Raw genomic sequence first — 16,297 nt, forward strand, 5'->3', positions numbered from 1 at the left:
GACTGCGGTGGCAAGGACGTTTTTTCGTTATGTTTCCATCGCAGGGAGTGCGCAATGATCCATCTTACGACCGACGAGGCCCCCCGCCTCTCTCCCGGCGGCTGGCCGATGCCGCTTGCGCCCCATGGGGCCCGTGCCGGCTAGTCGGCACCCGTCTGCGCCCGGTGCGGCGCGTGTAATAACCTTGGATCTGGATCAGCGCGGTCCGGCGCTTCAAGGTGTAGGGTAAAAGCCCTTTTTCAGGTGTGATGCCGATGATCCCTTCCTATTCCCGCATGACGACGCTGTTGTTCTGGTGCCTGCTGGCGGCGAGCCTGCTGGCCATGGCGATATTCGAATTCGGACCCGAGCGGCGGCTCGACATCCTGAGCCAGGCCGGTTTGTCCGTGCGTGCCCAGGATGACAGGGCCCACAAGGGCTCCTCCGTCGCCACCCTGAGTCAGGGGGGCGACAGACCCGCCATCCAGTGCACCCTGCGAAGCCAATATGCCTATCCTTTCTGCGAGCTGGTTTTGACCCTGACCGACCCCGAGCGGGGGCTGGATCTCTCCGGCTTCACCGGGGTGCGGGTGAGGCTGGATGTAGAAGGGCAGGGGGTACAGGCCTGGCGCCTTTATCTGCGCAACTACGATCCCGTCTACTCGACGCGGGAAGACGAGAGTTCCCACAAGTTCAACGAAGTGCTCTTCACCGCCAGGGATTTTGGTCGTGAGCAGGATGTCCCCCTGAATGTCTTTGCCCCCAGCTCCTGGTGGGTGCAGCAGTACGACATTCCGCTGGTCCAGCAGGGGCCGGATCTGCACCATGTTTACGCCATCGAGATCGCCTCCGATGACAAGATGTTGCCGGGGGAGTACCGGTTGCGGCTCGAGCGGCTGGAGTTCTATGGCCGCTGGTGCAAGCCGGGGGACTTCTACCGCTATCTGCTGCTGGGGTGGCTTGTCTACGGCGTGCTGCTCTTCCTGGTCCAGAACCTGATGTTCGGGGATCGGCTGCGCAAGGCCAGGGAGGCGCGCCTCGCGGCTGAAGCCCTGAGTGCGAGCCTGTGCGAGCAGAACCGGCGCACCGAGGAGGAGGCCCGCTACGATCCCCTGACCGGGGCCCTCAACCGGCTCGGCGGCGAAAAGCTGCTCGGGGAGCTCGGCGAGATGCCGCTCTCCTTCATCTATATCGACATCGATCACTTCAAGGGGGTCAACGACGGTCACGGCCACCCGGTGGGGGACGAGGTGCTCAAGCACATGGTGAGCGAGCTGCTGCGCCATTGTGACAGCCTGTGCCGACTGGTGCGCTGGGGCGGGGAGGAGTTCGTGCTGGTCTGCCTCCATTACGACGAGGGACGGGCCGCCGCCCTGGCGGAGCGGCTGAGAGGGGCGCTGGAGGGGTACAGGCACTGGCCGCTGGGGCTCGGGATCACCGCCTCCTTCGGGGTGGCCGAGCGGCGCAAGGATAGCCTGGAGCAGGCGCTCAAGCGGGCCGACGAGGCGCTCTATCAGGCCAAGCAGAATGGTCGCAACCGGGTGGAGGTGGCGCCCGACTGATCCGGCGCTGGAGCCCATGGCCGGGCGGGGCTATCATGCGCCCCATCATTTATCCGAGGAGAGATGCCATGGCACAACACATTGGCGCCCTGACGCTGCTGGTGGCGGATTACGACGAGGCCATCGCCTTCTTCACCCGGGGAATGGGCTTCGAGCTACTGGAAGACACCCCCCTCGACGAGCCGGGCAAACCGGGCAAACGCTGGGTGCGGGTCGCTCCCAAGGGGGCTCCCGGCTCCGCCCTGCTGCTGGCCCGCGCGGCCAACGAGGAGCAGTGCGCCGCCATCGGTCGCCAGGGGGGCGGTCGGGTCTTCCTGTTCCTTGAGACCGACGACTTCTGGGGCGATTACGAGCGGATGCAGGCCTATGGTGTTCATTTTTGTGAACAGCCGCGCCTCGAACCCTATGGCACCGTGGTGGTGTTCGAGGACATCAGTGGCAATCGCTGGGACCTGCTGCAACTCGCTGCTGCCAACTGAATCTGAAAACGTTTATCATCCCGCCCGTCATAAAGTCATAAAAGTGTCACAGAAAGTTCTAATAATTGGCGCACCCATCTTCACAGAGGAGAGAGAAGGGATATGGCTAAGCGAATTCTGGTGGTCGAGGACGAGGCACCGATCCGCGAAATGCTCTGCTTCGTGCTTGAGCAGAAGGGATATGAAACAGTAGAAGCAGAAGATTACGCCGATGGACTGGCAAAGGTGCGCGAACCCTACCCCGAACTCATCGTGCTGGACTGGATGATGCCAGGCGGCAGCGGTATCCAGTTCCTCAAGCAGCTCAAGCAGGATGAGATGACTCGCCAGATCCCGGTGGTGATGCTGACCGCCCGGGGCGAGGAAGAGGACAAGGTGCGCGGGCTCGAGGCCGGTGCCGACGACTACATCACCAAACCCTTCTCCCCCAAGGAGCTCACCGCCCGCCTGCACGCCGTGATGCGCCGTGTCTCTCCCACCTCGGTGGACGAGGTGATCGAGGTGCAGGGGCTCAAGCTGGATCCTGTTTCCCACCGGGTCAGTGCCGAGGAGAAGGCCCTCGACATGGGGCCGACCGAATTCAAGCTGCTGCACTTCTTCATGACCCACCCCGAGCGGGTCTACAGCCGCGAGCAGTTGCTCAACAACGTCTGGGGTACCAACGTGTATGTCGAGGACAGGACGGTGGACGTGCACATTCGCCGCCTGCGCAAGGCCATCGAAGAGACGGGGCACGACAGATTGATCCAGACGGTGCGCGGGGCCGGCTACCGCTTCTCGACCCGTCTCTAGGTCAGGGCCAGTGCCGCCAGCGCCTGCCGGCGGGCATTGGACCCGGCTCTTTGCTGTCTCTAGGAGATCTTAATGTTGCAACCTTACGCCTGGCGGCGACAGTTGTGGCGAATGGCGTTCTTCTACAGCCCCTTCGTCTTGGTAGGTTGGTTAATCGATCATCTCGTTCTCTGCCTGCTGGTGGCCACGGTGCTGCACCTGGTATGGCACTACCGCTTCCAGAAGCGGCTGTCGGACTGGCTGTGGCACGATCGCAGCCTGGTGCCGCCCCACGGCAGCGGCAGCTGGGAGCACATCTTCAACGGCATCTACAAGTTGCAGCAGCGTCACCGGGCCCGGCGCCGCGAGCTGGCGGGCCTCATCCGCCGTTTTCGGGAAGGGGCGGAGGCGCTGCCCGATGCGGCCGTGGTGTTTCGCACCGACGGCAGCATCCTCTGGTGCAACCGGCTGGCGGAGCAACTGCTCGGCTTTCGCTGGCCCGAGGATGCCGGCCAGCACATCGGCAACCTGATCCGTCACCCCGCCTTCGTCGCCTATCTGGGCAAGGGGCAGTATGACGAGCCGTTCGAGATGCACTCCCCCATCAACGAGGAGAAGTTCCTCGAATTTCGCATCATGCCCTATGCGGAGGACCAGGCCATGCTGGTGGTGCGGGACGTGACCCGGCTGCGCAGCCTGGAGAAGACGCGCAAGCACTTCGTCTCCAACGTCTCTCACGAGCTGCGCACCCCCCTCACCGTGCTCAAGGGGTATCTGGAGATGACCGAGGAGCCGCCGCCCCCCGCCATGTGGGCCAAGGCGCACAAGGTGATGATGGAGCAGACGATCCGCATGGACAATCTGGTCAACCAGCTGCTCACCCTGTCGCGCATCGAGGCGGCGCCTACCGTGGATCTCTCCCATCTGGTGGACATGCCCGCCATGCTGGGGCTGCTGGAGCAGGAAGCACGGGCGCTCTCCGGCGAGCGGGCCCACGAGATCGTCTTCATGGTCCAGCCCAATCTGCTGGTGCGCGGGGATCAGGATCAGCTGCGCAGCGCCGTCTCCAACCTGGTCTACAACGCCATCCACTACACCCCGGCGGGGCGCAAGATCACCGTGGAGTGGCGCAAGCAGGGGAGCATGGCGCTGTTTGCGGTGCAGGATGAGGGGGAGGGGATCCCTCCCGAGCATCTGGCGCGGCTCACCGAGCGGTTCTATCGGGTCGACAAGGCCCGCTCGCGCCACACCGGAGGGTCCGGGCTCGGCCTTGCCATCGTCAAGCATGCCCTGAGTCATCACGATGCCCATCTCGATATCGAGAGCCGGGTCGGTGCGGGCAGCCGCTTCAGCTTTCTTATTCCCGCCCGCATGGTGCTGGTGAAATAATTTTTTGTGTCAATGTGTTGGCAACGAGAGAAGGGCTGCATCGCAGCCCTTTTTTCATCCGGGCCACTCTCGGCCCATGTCATCAAAGTGTCATATAAATTCCATAAATTTGTCACTGCCAGGCCAGATACTGGCGCCGTCTTAAAGAACGGACCTTCTGTAACACTGGAGAAGGAGTGGTGCTGGCCCACGGATCATTGCGATCGGGTGTCAACCACGTTTAGACGTCAACCTGACGATTGCCTTCTGCAACCTTGGACTTGGAGAGATTGGATGAAACTCAACAAACTGGCTGGTGTCATCGGATTCACCGCAGCAACCCTGTTTTCTGTCAGCGCTCTGGCTGCCGGTGTGGATAAAGACCTGCCGGAATACACACCGACCAGCGGCATCTCGGGCAACCTGTCCTCTGTCGGCTCGGACACCCTGGCCAACATGATGACCCTGTGGGCCGAAGAATTTAAGCGCATGTATCCCAACGTCAACGTGCAGATCCAGGCCGCCGGTTCTTCCACCGCACCGACTGCCCTGACCGAGGGCGTCGCCCAGTTTGGCCCCATGAGCCGCGCCATGAAGGCCGGTGAAGAGGAGGCATTCGAGAAGCGCTACGGCTACAAGCCGACCGCCATCCGCGTCGCCGTCGATGCCCTGGCCGTGTTCGTCAACAAGGACAACCCCATCAAGGGGCTGACCATGTCGCAGATCGACGCCATCTTCTCCAGCACCCTCAAGTGCGGCGAAGCCAAGGCTGCCACCAAGTGGTCTGATCTGGGTCTGGACGGCAGCTGGTCCGGCAAGGATCTGCAACTGTTCGGTCGCAACTCCGTGTCCGGTACCTACGGTTACTTCAAGGAACACGCCCTGTGCAACGGTGACTTCAAGAGCGGCGTGAACGAGCAGCCGGGCTCCGCCTCCGTGGTACAGTCCGTCTCCTCCTCCCTGAACGGCATCGGCTACTCCGGTATCGGCTACGTCACCTCCGGCGTGCGCGCCGTTCCGCTCTCCAAGGATGGCAAGACCTTCATCGAGGCGAGCTCCGACAACGCCATCACCGGCAAGTACCCGCTGTCGCGCTTCCTGTACGTCTACGTGAACAAGCATCCGAACAAGCCGCTCTCCCCGATGGAGCAGGAGTTTGTGAAGATGATGCTCTCCAAGGCGGGCCAGACCATCGTTGCCAAGGACGGCTATGTGCCGGTCCCGGCCAAGGTGGTTCAGGCCGACCTGAAGAAGCTGGGCATCATGTAACAGAACATGCCCTTGCAGAAAAACGAGCCCCATGCGGGCTCGTTTTCATTGGTTCGCTCCAGGATCTTTTTGGTCGCAGGGCGCAGCGCCCGGCTTGCGCCGGGCGGCGGCATTTCCGAGAATAGGGCAACTTCACGGCAAAGGACCCTCTCATGCGCGCATCTTCCCTCTCCAGACTGGCCCTGACGGCCCTGTGCAGCGCCCTGCTGGCCGGCTGCGCCCAGTCGCCGACCGGTCGCAACCAGATGCTGCTCTTCTCCCCCCAGCAGATGAACCAGCTGGGGGCCGACTCCTTCACCCAGATGAAGCAGCAGGAGAAGGTGAGCACGGATGCCAGGATGAATGCCTATGTGGGCTGCGTGGCCAAGGCGGTGACCGCCCAGGTGCCTGCCAGCTATGGCATCACCAGCTGGGAGGTGGTGGTGTTCGACTCCAAGGAGATCAACGCCTTCGCCCTGCCCGGCGGCAAGATAGGCGTGTACAGCGGCCTGCTGAAAGTCGCCAAGAATCAGGACCAGCTCGCCACCGTCATCGGTCACGAGCTGACCCACGTGCTGGCCCAGCACTCCAACGAGCGCCTCTCCCGGGATCAGCTGACCGGTATCGGGCTGGCGGTGGCGGACGCCGCCATCGGCAGCAGCGACAGCCTCGGGGGCGCTGCCACCATGGCCGCCCTGGGCCTCGGGGTCCAGGTGGGGATAGCCCTGCCTTATGGCAGAACCCAGGAGAGCGAGGCGGACCGGCTCGGTCTCGAGCTGATGGCCCGCGCCGGGTTCAACCCTGCCGAAGCCGTCACCCTGTGGCAGAACATGAGCGCCGCCTCCGGTGGCAAGGCACCGCCCCAGCTGCTCTCCACCCACCCCAGCGACCAGAGCCGGATCGCCAACCTGCAGGCCCAGCAGGCCGAAGTGCAGCCCCTGTACCAGCAGGCGAAAGCATCAGGGCTGGTACCCCAGTGCAAGGCGTAAGCCTGCGCCTGGCGCGTCCCGCCGATGCCGCCGCCATGACGGTGATGCAGCGGGCGAGCTGGCTGGCAGCCTACGGGGAGGTGCTGGGGGCCGACATGCTGGCCCAGCTGGCGGTGACCGACCACCTGCAGATCTGGCGACACCGGCTCGCCGAGCCCGGCCCCGTTCCCATGCTGGTCTGCCAGGACGACGTGGTCATCGGCCTGCTCTACTGGCAGCCCTCTTTGGAGGAAGGCTTGATGACGGCGCGGATCCGGGCGCTCTACCTTCATCCCGATCACTGGCGTCAGGGTCATGGCAAACGGCTGTGGCAGGCGGTGGCGGTGCAGATGCGCCGGGCCGGTTGCGAGTGCGTCAGGCTCTGGCTGCTGGATGGCAATCACATCGGCGAGGGATTCTACCTGCGCCGCGGCTTCATGTTCGACGGTCAGGAGCGCACCCTGATGAGCCTCGGACAACCTTGCCAACAGCGACAAATGTTCCGTTTGCTTTGAGCTGGCTCCCGTTTTTCGCCCTCGGTCACTTTATTTTTTTTGCGAATTAATACAATGTGCCCCATCTGGACAGACTGAGGTGGCCGGGTCCACCGCAAGGGAGTGTGGCATGTACTACGGATTTGACATTGGCGGCACCAAGATAGCGTTCGCTGTGTATGACGGCGCCTTGAATCTCTGTCACGAGGAGCGCATGAGCACTCCCGGCAATGATTACGAAGGGTTGCAGCAGCTGATCCGCGAGCGGGTCGAGGCGGCGGATGCGCGCTTCGGGGTGAAAGGGGTTGTCGGCATCGGGTTTCCGGGGATCCTCAATCGCCTCGACGGGAGCATAGTGGCGGCCAACCTGCCCGCCATCCATGGCCGCCATCTGGGGGCGGATCTGGCCGAACTGCTGGGCCGACCGGTCAAGGTCGACAATGACGCCAACTGTTTCCTCTGGTCGGAAGTGCATCAGGGGGCCGCAGACGGTGCTGGCAGCGCCCTCGGCGTCACCATAGGCACCGGCATCGGCGGCGCCGTCTACCTGGCGGGCAAGCTCATCCAGGGGCGCAACTGGCTGGCGGGGGAGATAGGTCACTACCCGCTGCCCGCCACCATCCTGATGAAATACCCGGATTTGCCCCGTCCCCGCTGTGGCTGCGGGCGCCTGGTCTGTTTCGAAACCTATGCGTCGGGCACGGGCCTGGAGCGGCTATACCACCATGTTCATGGGGAACGGGTGAGCGGCCACCAGATCGTCGCCCGTGCCGATGCCCGTGAGGCGGCGGCCCTCTCGACCATCGACTGCTGGCTCGAGATCATCGCCGCTGGCCTCGCCACCGCCATCTCGGTGATTGATCCCGATGTGGTGGTGCTGGGGGGCGGCCTGAGCGCCCTGCCAGCCCTCTATGAGGAGTTGCCCAAACGTCTGCCCGGCCACCTGTTGCCCGGTGTCGCCCTGCCGGCGATCCGCGAGGCCCGCTTCGGTGGAGCCGGCGGTGTGCGCGGTGCAGCCCTGCTCAATCTGTGAGATCGGACAGAGGGTCTGATCTCCCCGAACAAGGAGTCATCATGACCCGTCTTGAAATCTGTATCGACAACCTCGAATCCCTGTTCACCGCCCAGGCGGCCGGCGCCGATCGCATCGAGCTCTGCTCTGCGCTGGGGCTGGGCGGTCTCACCCCCTCCTATGGCTTCATGCAGCAGGTGGCGCGCCACGCCACCATCCCCGTCTACGCCATGATCCGGCCACGTGCAGGGGATTTCTGTTTTGGCGAGGGGGAGTTCGACATCATGCTGCAGGATATCGCCGCCGCCCGTGCCGCCGGCCTGCAAGGGGTGGTGGTCGGTCTGCTGGATGAAGATGGACGGGTACCCGAAGGCAAGCTCCGGCAACTGGTCGAGGCGGCGGGGCCGCTCGGCGTCACCTTCCACCGGGCCATCGATCTCTCCTCCGACTGGCGGCTGGATCTCGAGACGATCGTCGCGGCGGGTTGCGAGCGCATTCTGAGCTCCGGCCATGCGCCGACCGCGCTGGCGGGGCTCGAAACCCTGCAGGCCATGCACCAGGCGCTGGCGGGACGGGCCAGCCTGATGCCGGGGGCCGGGGTCAACGCCGACAACGTGCGCACCATCATCGAATTCACCGGCGTCAATGAAGTGCACATGTCCGGCATGGGCTGGCGCGGCGGCATGGTGCCCCATGGTGTGAACATGGGCACCTCGGACGACGGCCGGGTCAACATCACCGACGGCGCCAAGGTCGCGGCGGTGAGGGCACTGCTGGACAAGGCCTGATACAGGCCGTGCGGCGCCATGGTGCCGCTCTCTGTGACGTCAATATGGGTACCTCGGACGATGGCCGGGTCAACATCACCGACGGCGCCAAGGTCGCGGCGGTGCGGGCACCTCGGACGACGGCCGGCTCAACATCACCGACGGCGCCAAGGTCGCAGCGGAGCGGGCGTTGCTGGACAATGCCTGATACAGGCCGTGTGGCGCCATGGTGCCGCTCTCTGTGACGTCAACATGGGTACCTCGGACGACGGCCGGGTCAACATCACCGACAGCGCCAAGGTCGCAGCGGTGCGGGCACTGCTGGACAGGGCCTGATACAGGCCGTGCGGCGCCATGGTGCCTCTATCTGTGACGTCAACATGGGCACCTCGGACGATGGCCGGGTCAACATCACCGACGGCGCCAAGGTCGCGGCGGTGCGGGCACTGCTGGACAAGGCCTGATGCAGACCGTGCGGCGCCATGGTGCCCCTCTCTGTGACGACAACATGGGCACCTCTGACGACGGCCGGGTCAACATCACCGACGGCGCCAAGGTCGCGGCGGTGAGGGCACTGCTGGACAGGGCCTGATACAGACTGTGCGGCGGCATGGTGCTCTGTTTTGCTCCCTTCTCCCCTTGCGGGAGAAGGGGCGGGGATGAGGGGGCCGATGTGAGGCGTCTCCCACCGGCGGGCAATTGAGGGGCGTCTTGGCAGCACGGTGCAAAAAAGTCTGTTATCATCCCGTCTCTTTTACCATCAGGACCCGGAGCAACCTCTCAATGTCCCAATACGATTCTATCGAACAGAAGGCCAGCTACGGCATCGGCCGCAACATGGGCGACCAACTGGCTCAGCAAGCCTTCGCCGGTCTGGATATCCCGGCCCTGCAACAAGGTCTGGCAGATGCCCTGAACGGCCTGGAGTTCGCGGTCAGCCGTGACGATATCAACGATGCCTTCCAGGTCATCACCGCCCGCATGCAGGAAGAGCAGGAAGCAGCCGCCAAGGCCGCTGCCGCCGAAGGCGAAGCCTTCCTGGCCGACAACGCCAAGCGCGCCGAAGTGAAGACCACCGACTCCGGTCTGCAATATGAAGTCATGGTCGAAGGCAATGGCGCCGTGCCGGTTGCCGGTCAGTCCGTGCGCGTGCACTACCACGGTACCTTCACCCACGGTGGCGTGTTCGACAGCTCCGTTGCTCGCGGCCAACCGGCCGAGTTCCCGGTGACCGGCGTGATCGCCGGTTGGGTGGAAGCGCTGCAGATGATGCCGGTTGGCTCCAAGTGGAAGCTCTACATTCCGCAGGATCTGGCCTACGGTGCCCGTGGCGCCGGCTCCATCCCGCCGTACTCCGCTCTGGTCTTCGAAGTGGAGCTGCTGGACATCCTGTGATCCGGCTGGCGTGATGCAAACGGCGACCCTGAGGTCGCCGTTTGTTTTTGGACCGCCCAAACGGGCCATGTGCCTTCGGCGGGGATTTGGATATAGTCAGAGCGTCGTCCATTCCGGCCATGTGAGGGAGACACGCCATGGCAGCCATCATCGAGGTCGTCGATCTCGTCAAGCACTTCCCCGGTGTCAAGGCGGTGGACGGGCTCAGCTTTGCCATTCCCGCCGGCAGTTGTTTCGGCCTGCTCGGCCCGAACGGGGCGGGCAAGACCACGACCATCGAGCTGCTGGAGGGGATCCTCACTCCGGACAGAGGCCAGATCCTGTTTCACGGCGCCCCGCGCGGCCCGGATTATCGCTCCCGCATCGGCATCCAGTTCCAGCACACGGCGCTACAGGATTTCCTGACGGTGCGCGATACCCTGCGTCTGTTCGCCAGCCTCTACCCCAATCCCTTGTCACGGGAGCTGCTCATCGATCTGTGCGCCTTGGGCGAGTTCATCGACAGGGACAGTCGCAAGCTCTCGGGGGGCCAGCGTCAGCGCCTGCTGCTGGCCCTGGCCCTGCTCGGGGATCCCGAACTGCTGTTTCTGGATGAGCCCACCACAGGACTGGATCCCCAGGCGCGCCACCACTTCTGGCAGCGAATAGAGGCGATCAAAGCCCAGGGCAAGACGGTGGTGCTCACCACCCACTACATGGACGAAGCGCAGCAGCTGTGCGATTTGATTGCCATCGTCGATCACGGCCACCTGCTCAGTCTGGATACGCCGGCTGCCTTGCTGGCGCAACACTTCGACGGCGTACTGGTGCGTCTTGGGGGTCACCCGGCCCTGGCTGGGCTCGGTTATCCCCTGCGTCCGGTCGGCGATCAGGTGGAGCTCTGTTGCCCCGACGTGGCGACCCTGTTGCCAGCCTTGCTGGATCTTGGTGTACCGCTCACCGGCATGCAGGTGCGTTCCCCCAATCTGGAGGATCTCTTCCTGAACCTGACCGGCCACAGCCTGCGGAGCGGCGCATGAGAGGGATGACCGAGTTCTGTCTGACCGTGGCCCCCGTGCTGCGGTACGCCTTGCCGACATCCAATCCCGGGAGTGGACGATGAAGGGATCCCTCAAGCGCATCGGGGCGCTCTTCTATGCCCGCACCCTCGAGTTCGTACGCGATCGCGCGGCCCTGGTGTGGAACCTGCTTTTCCCGCTCCTGCTGGTCATCGGCTTCTCCCTCATCTTCTCCGGCCCGCCCAAACCGCTGGTGCAGATCGGGGTGGTGGGGGAACTACCCGCAACCTATGCCCCGCTGCGCGCCGTGCCGCTGCTCAAGATCATCCCCTATGACGAGGCGTCAAGAGGCCAGCTCAAGGTCCGTCACCATCAGCTAGACCTGCTGCTCTCACCCGCCGGGGGGCGTTACTGGATAAACCCGGACGCCCCTCAGGGGGCCATGGCCGAGTATCTGCTGCGCCAGGCGGTGCAGGAGCCCTTGCAAAGAGAGTCCCTGAGCGGGCGTGCCATCCGCTACGGCGACTGGCTGCTGCCCGGGGTGATCGGCATGAACCTGATGTTCTCCGGCCTGTTCGGGGTCGGGTTTGTCATCGTGCGTTATCGCAAGAACGGGGTGCTGAAACGGCTGCGAGCCACGCCACTCGGCGCGCTGGAGTTTCTCTTCGCCCAGTTGCTGTCACGGGTGCTGATCACCCTGGTGGTGAGCCTGCTGGTCTTCTGCGCGGCCTACTGGCTGCTGGATGTGCCCCTCATCGGGTCGGGGTGGCTGCTGCTGGTGATCGCTCTGGCGGGAGGAACGGCCATGGCCTCCCTTGGCCTGCTCATCGCGGCTCGCCTGCAGAACGAGGAGCTGGCGAGCGGTTTGCTCAATCTCATCAGCTTGCCCATGATGTTTTTATCCGGTGTCTGGTTCTCGCTGGAAGGCGCGCCCGCCTGGCTGCAGCAGCTTGCGGCCAGGCTGCCCCTCAGCCAGATCATCGAAGCAGCCCGCGCCGTGATGCTGGAAGGGGCGGGATGGCAGGAGGTGGCAGGCCCTCTGGGTCAGGTCATGGTGTTCGCCCTGGTGTGCATCTCGCTGGGAACCATGCTGTTCAAATGGAGTGCAAAATGAAACCTGTTCTGTGGTTGTTGCTGGTGGCGGCCTTGCCTGTGCAGGCAGGTACCCTGCGTTGCAAGAACGCCTTGCTGACCGAGGGAGACACCACGGCAGAGCTGCTGGTTCGCTGTGGCCAGCCGATGCTCAAGGAAGATCTCACCCGCTTCGAGGAGAACGGCTTCGGGGCGAGAGTGACGGTCAAGTATGCCGAGCGCTGGACATACAACTTCGGCAAGCGGGAATTCATGCAGTTTGTCACCGTCGAAAACGGCGTCATCACCGACATTGCGGATGGTCCACGGGGAGGATGACCTCCTGGTCTTATGAAGCCCAGCCTGCGGGAGATGAGGTCGCCATTTCCCTGCCTTTTAGCTCCTGTTTATTTGCTTTTCCCTGCCTGTTATTGCCATTTTTCCATATGGGGTCATGCTGCCTCACTCTGGTGCTTTTGGTATAAAACCGAATCTGATGAGTCAGTTGTCAGCAGAAATGGCTGCCCCAATGCGGTGCGGCCGATTTATTTTCGAAAAATAATCCTCATGCCAAGAAGGGTTTTAAGCAGCAGGCTATTTGGCAAATAAGGGTCTACTTTTGATTCTGAGAGTGCATATTCCCCCGTTTAGATATTTTGTTCTGTTGCACCATGGTTGGGCCGGATTGCACCGATTGACAGGTTTTTCTGCGGCTGGATAAGCTGCCAAAAAGCAGGGAAACGATGGCATCTCGCTAGATTTTGATGCCTGTTCGAATCAAACCACAGGGAAGAGTGACATGAAGCAGATACACAAGGCAGGTATGGTGATGGCGCTGTCGCTGATGGCAGCCAATGCGTGGGCGGACGGTACGCTGGATGCCGTCAAGAAGAAGGGATTCGTGCAGTGCGGGGTCGGTGACGGCCTGCCCGGGTTCTCCAACCCGGATGCCAAGGGTACCTGGACCGGGCTCGACGTGGACGTGTGCCGCGCCGTGGCCGCCGCGGTACTGGGGGACGCCAGCAAGGTCAAGTATGTCTCCCTCACCGCCAAGGAGCGCTTTACCGCCCTGCAGTCCGGGGAGGTGGACCTGCTATCGCGCAACACCACCTGGACCCTGACCCGGGATGGGTCGTTGGGCCTCACGTTCGCAGGGGTGAATTATTACGACGGGCAGGGGTTCCTGGTCAAGCAGTCCCTCGGGGTCAAGAGCGCCAAGGAGCTTGACGGTGCCGCCGTCTGTATCCAGTCCGGCACCACCACCGAGCTCAACCTGGCTGACTATTTCCGCGCCAATGGCGGCATGAAGTACACCCCAGTGGTGTTCGATACCTCGGATCAGACCGTCAAGGGCTTCGAAGCTGGCCGCTGTGACGTGCTGACCTCGGATCAGTCCCAGCTCTATGCCCTCAAGATCAAGCTCACCAAGCCAGAGGAAGCCGTGGTGCTGCCGGAGGTCATCTCCAAGGAGCCGCTGGGCCCAGCCGTGCGTCAGGGTGACGATCAGTGGTTCAAGGTGGTGCGCTGGAGCCTCAACGCCATGCTCAATGCCGAGGAGGCCGGGGTCACCTCTGCCAACGTGGACGAGATGCTCAAGTCCACCAACCCTGACATCCGTCGTCTGCTGGGGCTGGAAGAGCCCAAAGGGACTGTGCTGGGGCTGGATGACAAATGGGCCTACAACATCGTCAAACAGGTCGGCAACTACGGTGAATCCTTCGATCGCAACGTCGGTGCCGGCTCCCCCCTCAAGATTGATCGCGGCATCAATGCCCTCTGGAACAAGGGCGGTCTGATGTACGCGCCACCCATCCGCTGAGTCGACAGTCACCGGGGGGCCTGGCCCCCCATGTTATCCCTGGCTTTGTCGGAGTCATCCTCATGGCGTTACACGCATCAAACCATAGGAAAGAACAGGGCCGCTGGTGGTATGACGCCAAGGTGCGGGCGCTGTTCTTCCAGTGCCTGGCCATCGCGGCGGTTATCGGGTTTCTGTTCTATATCGTCAACAATGCCCTGACCAATCTGGCCACCCGTGGCATCACCACAGGCTTTGATTTTCTGGGCAACACGGCCGGTTTCGGCATCTTGCAGAGCCTCATCCCCTACGACGAGACCTATACCTTTGGTCGCACCTTCGTGGTGGGCCTGCTCAACACCCTGCTGGTCTCCGTGCTCGGCATCCTGTTTGCCACCCTGCTCGGGTTCGCACTCGGGGTCGCGCGCCTGTCGCGCAACTGGCTGGTGGCCAAGATAGCGGCCGTCTACATAGAGACGTTTCGCAACATCCCGCTGCTGCTGCAGATCTTCTTCTGGTACTTCTCGGTGCTGCGTACCCTGCCTTCCCCGCGTCAGAGCGTGGATATTGGCGGGCTCGCCTTCCTCAACGTGCGGGGCTTCTATCTGCCCAAGCCCCTGTTCGAAGAGGGATTCGGCTACGTGCTCTGGGCACTGGTGCTGGCGGTGCTGCTGAGCTGGGGGTTGGGCCGCTGGGCTCGCCGCCGTCAGGCCCTGACCGGCAGGATCTTCCCGTTCTGGCGCTGTGTGGCCGCCCTGGTCATTTTGCTCCCGGGGATCACCTTCCTGCTGGCGGGCAGCCCGCTCAGCTGGAGCGTGCCTGCGCTGCAAGGGTTCAACTTCCGGGGGGGGCTGACGGTGCTGCCGGAGCTCGCGGCCCTCTTGCTGGCGCTCACCATCTATACGGCGGCCTTCATCGCCGAGATAGTGCGATCCGGCATCCTGGCCATCAGCAAGGGGCAGACGGAGGCGGCTTCCGCCCTCGGGCTCTCGCCCACCAAGACGCTGCGGCTGGTGATCATTCCCCAGGCCATGCGGGTCATCATTCCTCCCTTGACCAGCCAGTATCTGAACCTCACCAAGAACTCCTCCCTGGCGACCGCCATCGGCTACCCGGATCTGGTCTCGGTGTTCATGGGGACGACTCTCAACCAGACAGGGCAGGCCATCGAGGTCATCGCCATGACCATGGGGGTCTATCTCGTCATCAGTATCACCACCTCGGTGCTGATGAACATCTACAACCGCAGAATGGCGCTGGTTGAGCGCTAGGGAGCTGTCATGTTCGTGAATGAATTGCAGGAGGCGCTGCCGCCTCCCAACCACCGTCGGGGGCCGCTCGCCTGGATCAGGCAGAACCTCTTCCCCAACTGGTGGAACGGCCTGCTGACCCTGGTGCTGGCCTATCTGCTGCTGCCACTCATCTGGTCTGCACTGGACTGGGCGCTGTTCTCGGCCACCTGGCAGGGGAGCAACCGCGAGGCCTGCGTCCAGGGCGGTGCCTGCTGGATCTTCATCGAGAGCCGGCTGGGGCAGTATCTCTATGGCTTCTACCCGGCCGATCAGTACTGGCGCATCAACCTGACCTTCGCCGGTCTGGCGGCGCTGCTGGCCTTGCTCATCTGGCCAAAGACCCCGCGCAAGGGGTGGCTGGCGCTCTTCACCCTGCTGGTGTTCCCTGTCATCGCCTTCTTCCTCATCCATGGGGGAGCGGGGCTGGAGGTGGTGGAAACGAACCGCTGGGGCGGGCTGATGCTCACCCTGGTGCTGGCGGTGGTGGGCATAGTGGTCGCACTGCCGTTCGGCATCCTGCTGGCACTGGGGCGTCGCTCCCACATGCCGGTCATCTCCAGCCTCTGTACCGTCTACATCGAGTTCTGGCGGGCGGTGCCGCTCATTACTGTGCTCTTCATGGCGTCCGTCATGCTGCCACTGTTCATGAGTACCGAGGTGGAGCTCGACAAGCTGCTGCGGGCGCTCATCGGCATCATCCTGTTCCAGGCGGCCTATGTGGCCGAGGTGGTGAGAGGGGGGCTGCAGGCGATCCCCAAGGGGCAATATGAGGCGGGGGATGCCCTGGGGCTCTCCTACTGGAAGGTGATGGGCCTCATCATCATGCCCCAGGCCCTCAAGATCACCATTCCTTCCCTGGTGAACACCTTTATTTCCCTGTTCAAGGACACCAGCCTGGTGCTGATCATCGGGCTGTTCGATCTGCTGGCCATCTCCAAGGTGGCCCTGGCGGATCCGGCCTGGCTGGGGTATTCCACCGAAGCTTATGTCTTTATCGCCATGATCTTCTGGATGTTCTGTTTTGGCATGTCCCGCTACTCCATCTATCTGGAGCGCAAACTCAACACGGGCCACAAGCATTAGGAGTCGTTCTGA

General features: G+C 63.1%; 16 protein-coding genes and 4 pseudogenes. All 20 read left to right on the plus strand.

What is annotated here, in order from left to right:
- Window positions 1–254 precede the first annotated feature (254 nt).
- The 20 genes and pseudogenes from AB5Y51_RS14265 (at window position 255) to AB5Y51_RS14360 (ending at window position 16,285) form a co-directional block, all read left to right on the plus strand.
- A complete protein-coding gene (locus tag AB5Y51_RS14265; RefSeq protein WP_042014624.1) occupies window positions 255–1,541 on the plus strand; it encodes a GGDEF domain-containing protein in 1,287 nt (428 codons plus the stop codon).
- Between the two features lie 68 nt (window positions 1,542–1,609).
- Window positions 1,610–2,020 carry a VOC family protein gene (locus tag AB5Y51_RS14270; RefSeq protein ID WP_042864239.1) on the plus strand — a complete coding sequence of 137 codons (411 nt, stop codon included), beginning with the start codon at window positions 1,610–1,612 and terminating at the stop codon, window positions 2,018–2,020.
- Window positions 2,021–2,122: 102 nt separating this feature from the next.
- Window positions 2,123–2,812, plus strand: coding sequence for a phosphate regulon transcriptional regulator PhoB (gene phoB, locus AB5Y51_RS14275; RefSeq protein ID WP_010673471.1), 690 nt, complete (start codon window positions 2,123–2,125; stop codon window positions 2,810–2,812).
- 72 nt (window positions 2,813–2,884) lie between these two features.
- The gene (gene phoR, locus AB5Y51_RS14280; protein WP_042014623.1) at window positions 2,885–4,180 is read left to right on the plus strand and encodes a phosphate regulon sensor histidine kinase PhoR; all 1,296 of its coding nucleotides are present in this window, start codon (window positions 2,885–2,887) and stop codon (window positions 4,178–4,180) included.
- A gap of 273 nt (window positions 4,181–4,453) precedes the next feature.
- Entirely contained in the window at window positions 4,454–5,428 is a 975-nt protein-coding gene (locus AB5Y51_RS14285) for a PstS family phosphate ABC transporter substrate-binding protein (RefSeq protein ID WP_039039286.1), read from the plus strand.
- Between the two features lie 152 nt (window positions 5,429–5,580).
- Entirely contained in the window at window positions 5,581–6,396 is an 816-nt protein-coding gene (locus AB5Y51_RS14290) for a M48 family metallopeptidase (RefSeq protein WP_010673474.1), read from the plus strand.
- On the plus strand, window positions 6,384–6,890 hold the full coding sequence (locus AB5Y51_RS14295) for a GNAT family N-acetyltransferase (protein WP_039039287.1): 507 nt from the start codon (window positions 6,384–6,386) through the stop codon (window positions 6,888–6,890). The genes AB5Y51_RS14290 and AB5Y51_RS14295 overlap by 13 nt, the downstream gene beginning before the upstream one ends.
- A gap of 109 nt (window positions 6,891–6,999) precedes the next feature.
- Window positions 7,000–7,902 (plus strand): ROK family protein, encoded by a 903-nt coding sequence (locus AB5Y51_RS14300; protein WP_041214715.1) that lies wholly within the window; start codon window positions 7,000–7,002, stop codon window positions 7,900–7,902.
- Between the two features lie 41 nt (window positions 7,903–7,943).
- Window positions 7,944–8,669, plus strand: a complete 726-nt coding sequence (locus AB5Y51_RS14305; protein WP_151028551.1) for a copper homeostasis protein CutC — start codon at window positions 7,944–7,946, stop codon at window positions 8,667–8,669.
- A gap of 38 nt (window positions 8,670–8,707) precedes the next feature.
- Window positions 8,708–8,779, plus strand: a pseudogene (locus AB5Y51_RS14310) (copper homeostasis protein CutC); the annotation flags it as partial.
- A gap of 115 nt (window positions 8,780–8,894) precedes the next feature.
- Window positions 8,895–8,984 (plus strand): annotated as a pseudogene (locus AB5Y51_RS14315) (copper homeostasis protein CutC); the annotation flags it as partial.
- Window positions 8,985–9,022: 38 nt separating this feature from the next.
- Window positions 9,023–9,112: pseudogene (locus tag AB5Y51_RS14320) on the plus strand (copper homeostasis protein CutC); the annotation flags it as partial.
- A 41-nt stretch (window positions 9,113–9,153) separates the two neighbouring features.
- Window positions 9,154–9,240 (plus strand): annotated as a pseudogene (locus AB5Y51_RS14325) (copper homeostasis protein CutC); the annotation flags it as partial.
- 191 nt (window positions 9,241–9,431) lie between these two features.
- The gene (locus AB5Y51_RS14330) at window positions 9,432–10,043 is read left to right on the plus strand and encodes an FKBP-type peptidyl-prolyl cis-trans isomerase (protein ID WP_010673478.1); all 612 of its coding nucleotides are present in this window, start codon (window positions 9,432–9,434) and stop codon (window positions 10,041–10,043) included.
- 137 nt (window positions 10,044–10,180) lie between these two features.
- Complete coding sequence (locus tag AB5Y51_RS14335; RefSeq protein WP_368178622.1) at window positions 10,181–11,062, plus strand: ABC transporter ATP-binding protein; 882 nt, start codon at window positions 10,181–10,183, stop codon at window positions 11,060–11,062.
- 79 nt (window positions 11,063–11,141) lie between these two features.
- Window positions 11,142–12,155, plus strand: coding sequence for an ABC transporter permease (locus AB5Y51_RS14340; protein WP_253585344.1), 1,014 nt, complete (start codon window positions 11,142–11,144; stop codon window positions 12,153–12,155).
- Window positions 12,140–12,451, plus strand: coding sequence for a DUF2845 domain-containing protein (locus tag AB5Y51_RS14345; RefSeq protein ID WP_029313965.1), 312 nt, complete (start codon window positions 12,140–12,142; stop codon window positions 12,449–12,451). Before AB5Y51_RS14340 ends, AB5Y51_RS14345 begins: the two co-directional genes overlap by 16 nt.
- Window positions 12,452–12,911: 460 nt before the next feature.
- The gene (locus tag AB5Y51_RS14350; RefSeq protein WP_010673482.1) at window positions 12,912–13,931 is read left to right on the plus strand and encodes an amino acid ABC transporter substrate-binding protein; all 1,020 of its coding nucleotides are present in this window, start codon (window positions 12,912–12,914) and stop codon (window positions 13,929–13,931) included.
- A gap of 62 nt (window positions 13,932–13,993) precedes the next feature.
- Window positions 13,994–15,181: an amino acid ABC transporter permease gene (locus tag AB5Y51_RS14355; protein WP_368178623.1), complete on the plus strand. Its 1,188-nt coding sequence runs from the start codon at window positions 13,994–13,996 to the stop codon at window positions 15,179–15,181.
- 9 nt (window positions 15,182–15,190) lie between these two features.
- On the plus strand, window positions 15,191–16,285 hold the full coding sequence (locus AB5Y51_RS14360; RefSeq protein WP_266136562.1) for an amino acid ABC transporter permease: 1,095 nt from the start codon (window positions 15,191–15,193) through the stop codon (window positions 16,283–16,285).
- Window positions 16,286–16,297 lie beyond the last annotated feature (12 nt).

The organism is Aeromonas sp. R7-1 (genome assembly GCF_040908115.1).
Lineage (GTDB): Bacteria > Pseudomonadota > Gammaproteobacteria > Enterobacterales > Aeromonadaceae > Aeromonas > Aeromonas caviae.

Bases quoted from the DNA above. Each gene is read 5' to 3' on its own strand.
- AB5Y51_RS14265 (WP_042014624.1), top strand. From the start codon at position 255: ATGATCCCTTCCTATTCCCGCATGACGACGCTGTTGTTCTGGTGCCTG.
- AB5Y51_RS14270 (WP_042864239.1), top strand. From the start codon at position 1,610: ATGGCACAACACATTGGCGCCCTGACGCTGCTGGTGGCGGATTACGAC.
- phoB (WP_010673471.1), top strand. From the start codon at position 2,123: ATGGCTAAGCGAATTCTGGTGGTCGAGGACGAGGCACCGATCCGCGAA.
- phoR (WP_042014623.1), top strand. From the start codon at position 2,885: ATGTTGCAACCTTACGCCTGGCGGCGACAGTTGTGGCGAATGGCGTTC.
- AB5Y51_RS14285 (WP_039039286.1), top strand. From the start codon at position 4,454: ATGAAACTCAACAAACTGGCTGGTGTCATCGGATTCACCGCAGCAACC.
- AB5Y51_RS14290 (WP_010673474.1), top strand. From the start codon at position 5,581: ATGCGCGCATCTTCCCTCTCCAGACTGGCCCTGACGGCCCTGTGCAGC.
- AB5Y51_RS14300 (WP_041214715.1), top strand. From the start codon at position 7,000: ATGTACTACGGATTTGACATTGGCGGCACCAAGATAGCGTTCGCTGTG.
- AB5Y51_RS14305 (WP_151028551.1), top strand. From the start codon at position 7,944: ATGACCCGTCTTGAAATCTGTATCGACAACCTCGAATCCCTGTTCACC.
- AB5Y51_RS14330 (WP_010673478.1), top strand. From the start codon at position 9,432: ATGTCCCAATACGATTCTATCGAACAGAAGGCCAGCTACGGCATCGGC.
- AB5Y51_RS14335 (WP_368178622.1), top strand. From the start codon at position 10,181: ATGGCAGCCATCATCGAGGTCGTCGATCTCGTCAAGCACTTCCCCGGT.
- AB5Y51_RS14340 (WP_253585344.1), top strand. From the start codon at position 11,142: ATGAAGGGATCCCTCAAGCGCATCGGGGCGCTCTTCTATGCCCGCACC.
- AB5Y51_RS14345 (WP_029313965.1), top strand. From the start codon at position 12,140: ATGGAGTGCAAAATGAAACCTGTTCTGTGGTTGTTGCTGGTGGCGGCC.
- AB5Y51_RS14350 (WP_010673482.1), top strand. From the start codon at position 12,912: ATGAAGCAGATACACAAGGCAGGTATGGTGATGGCGCTGTCGCTGATG.
- AB5Y51_RS14355 (WP_368178623.1), top strand. From the start codon at position 13,994: ATGGCGTTACACGCATCAAACCATAGGAAAGAACAGGGCCGCTGGTGG.
- AB5Y51_RS14360 (WP_266136562.1), top strand. From the start codon at position 15,191: ATGTTCGTGAATGAATTGCAGGAGGCGCTGCCGCCTCCCAACCACCGT.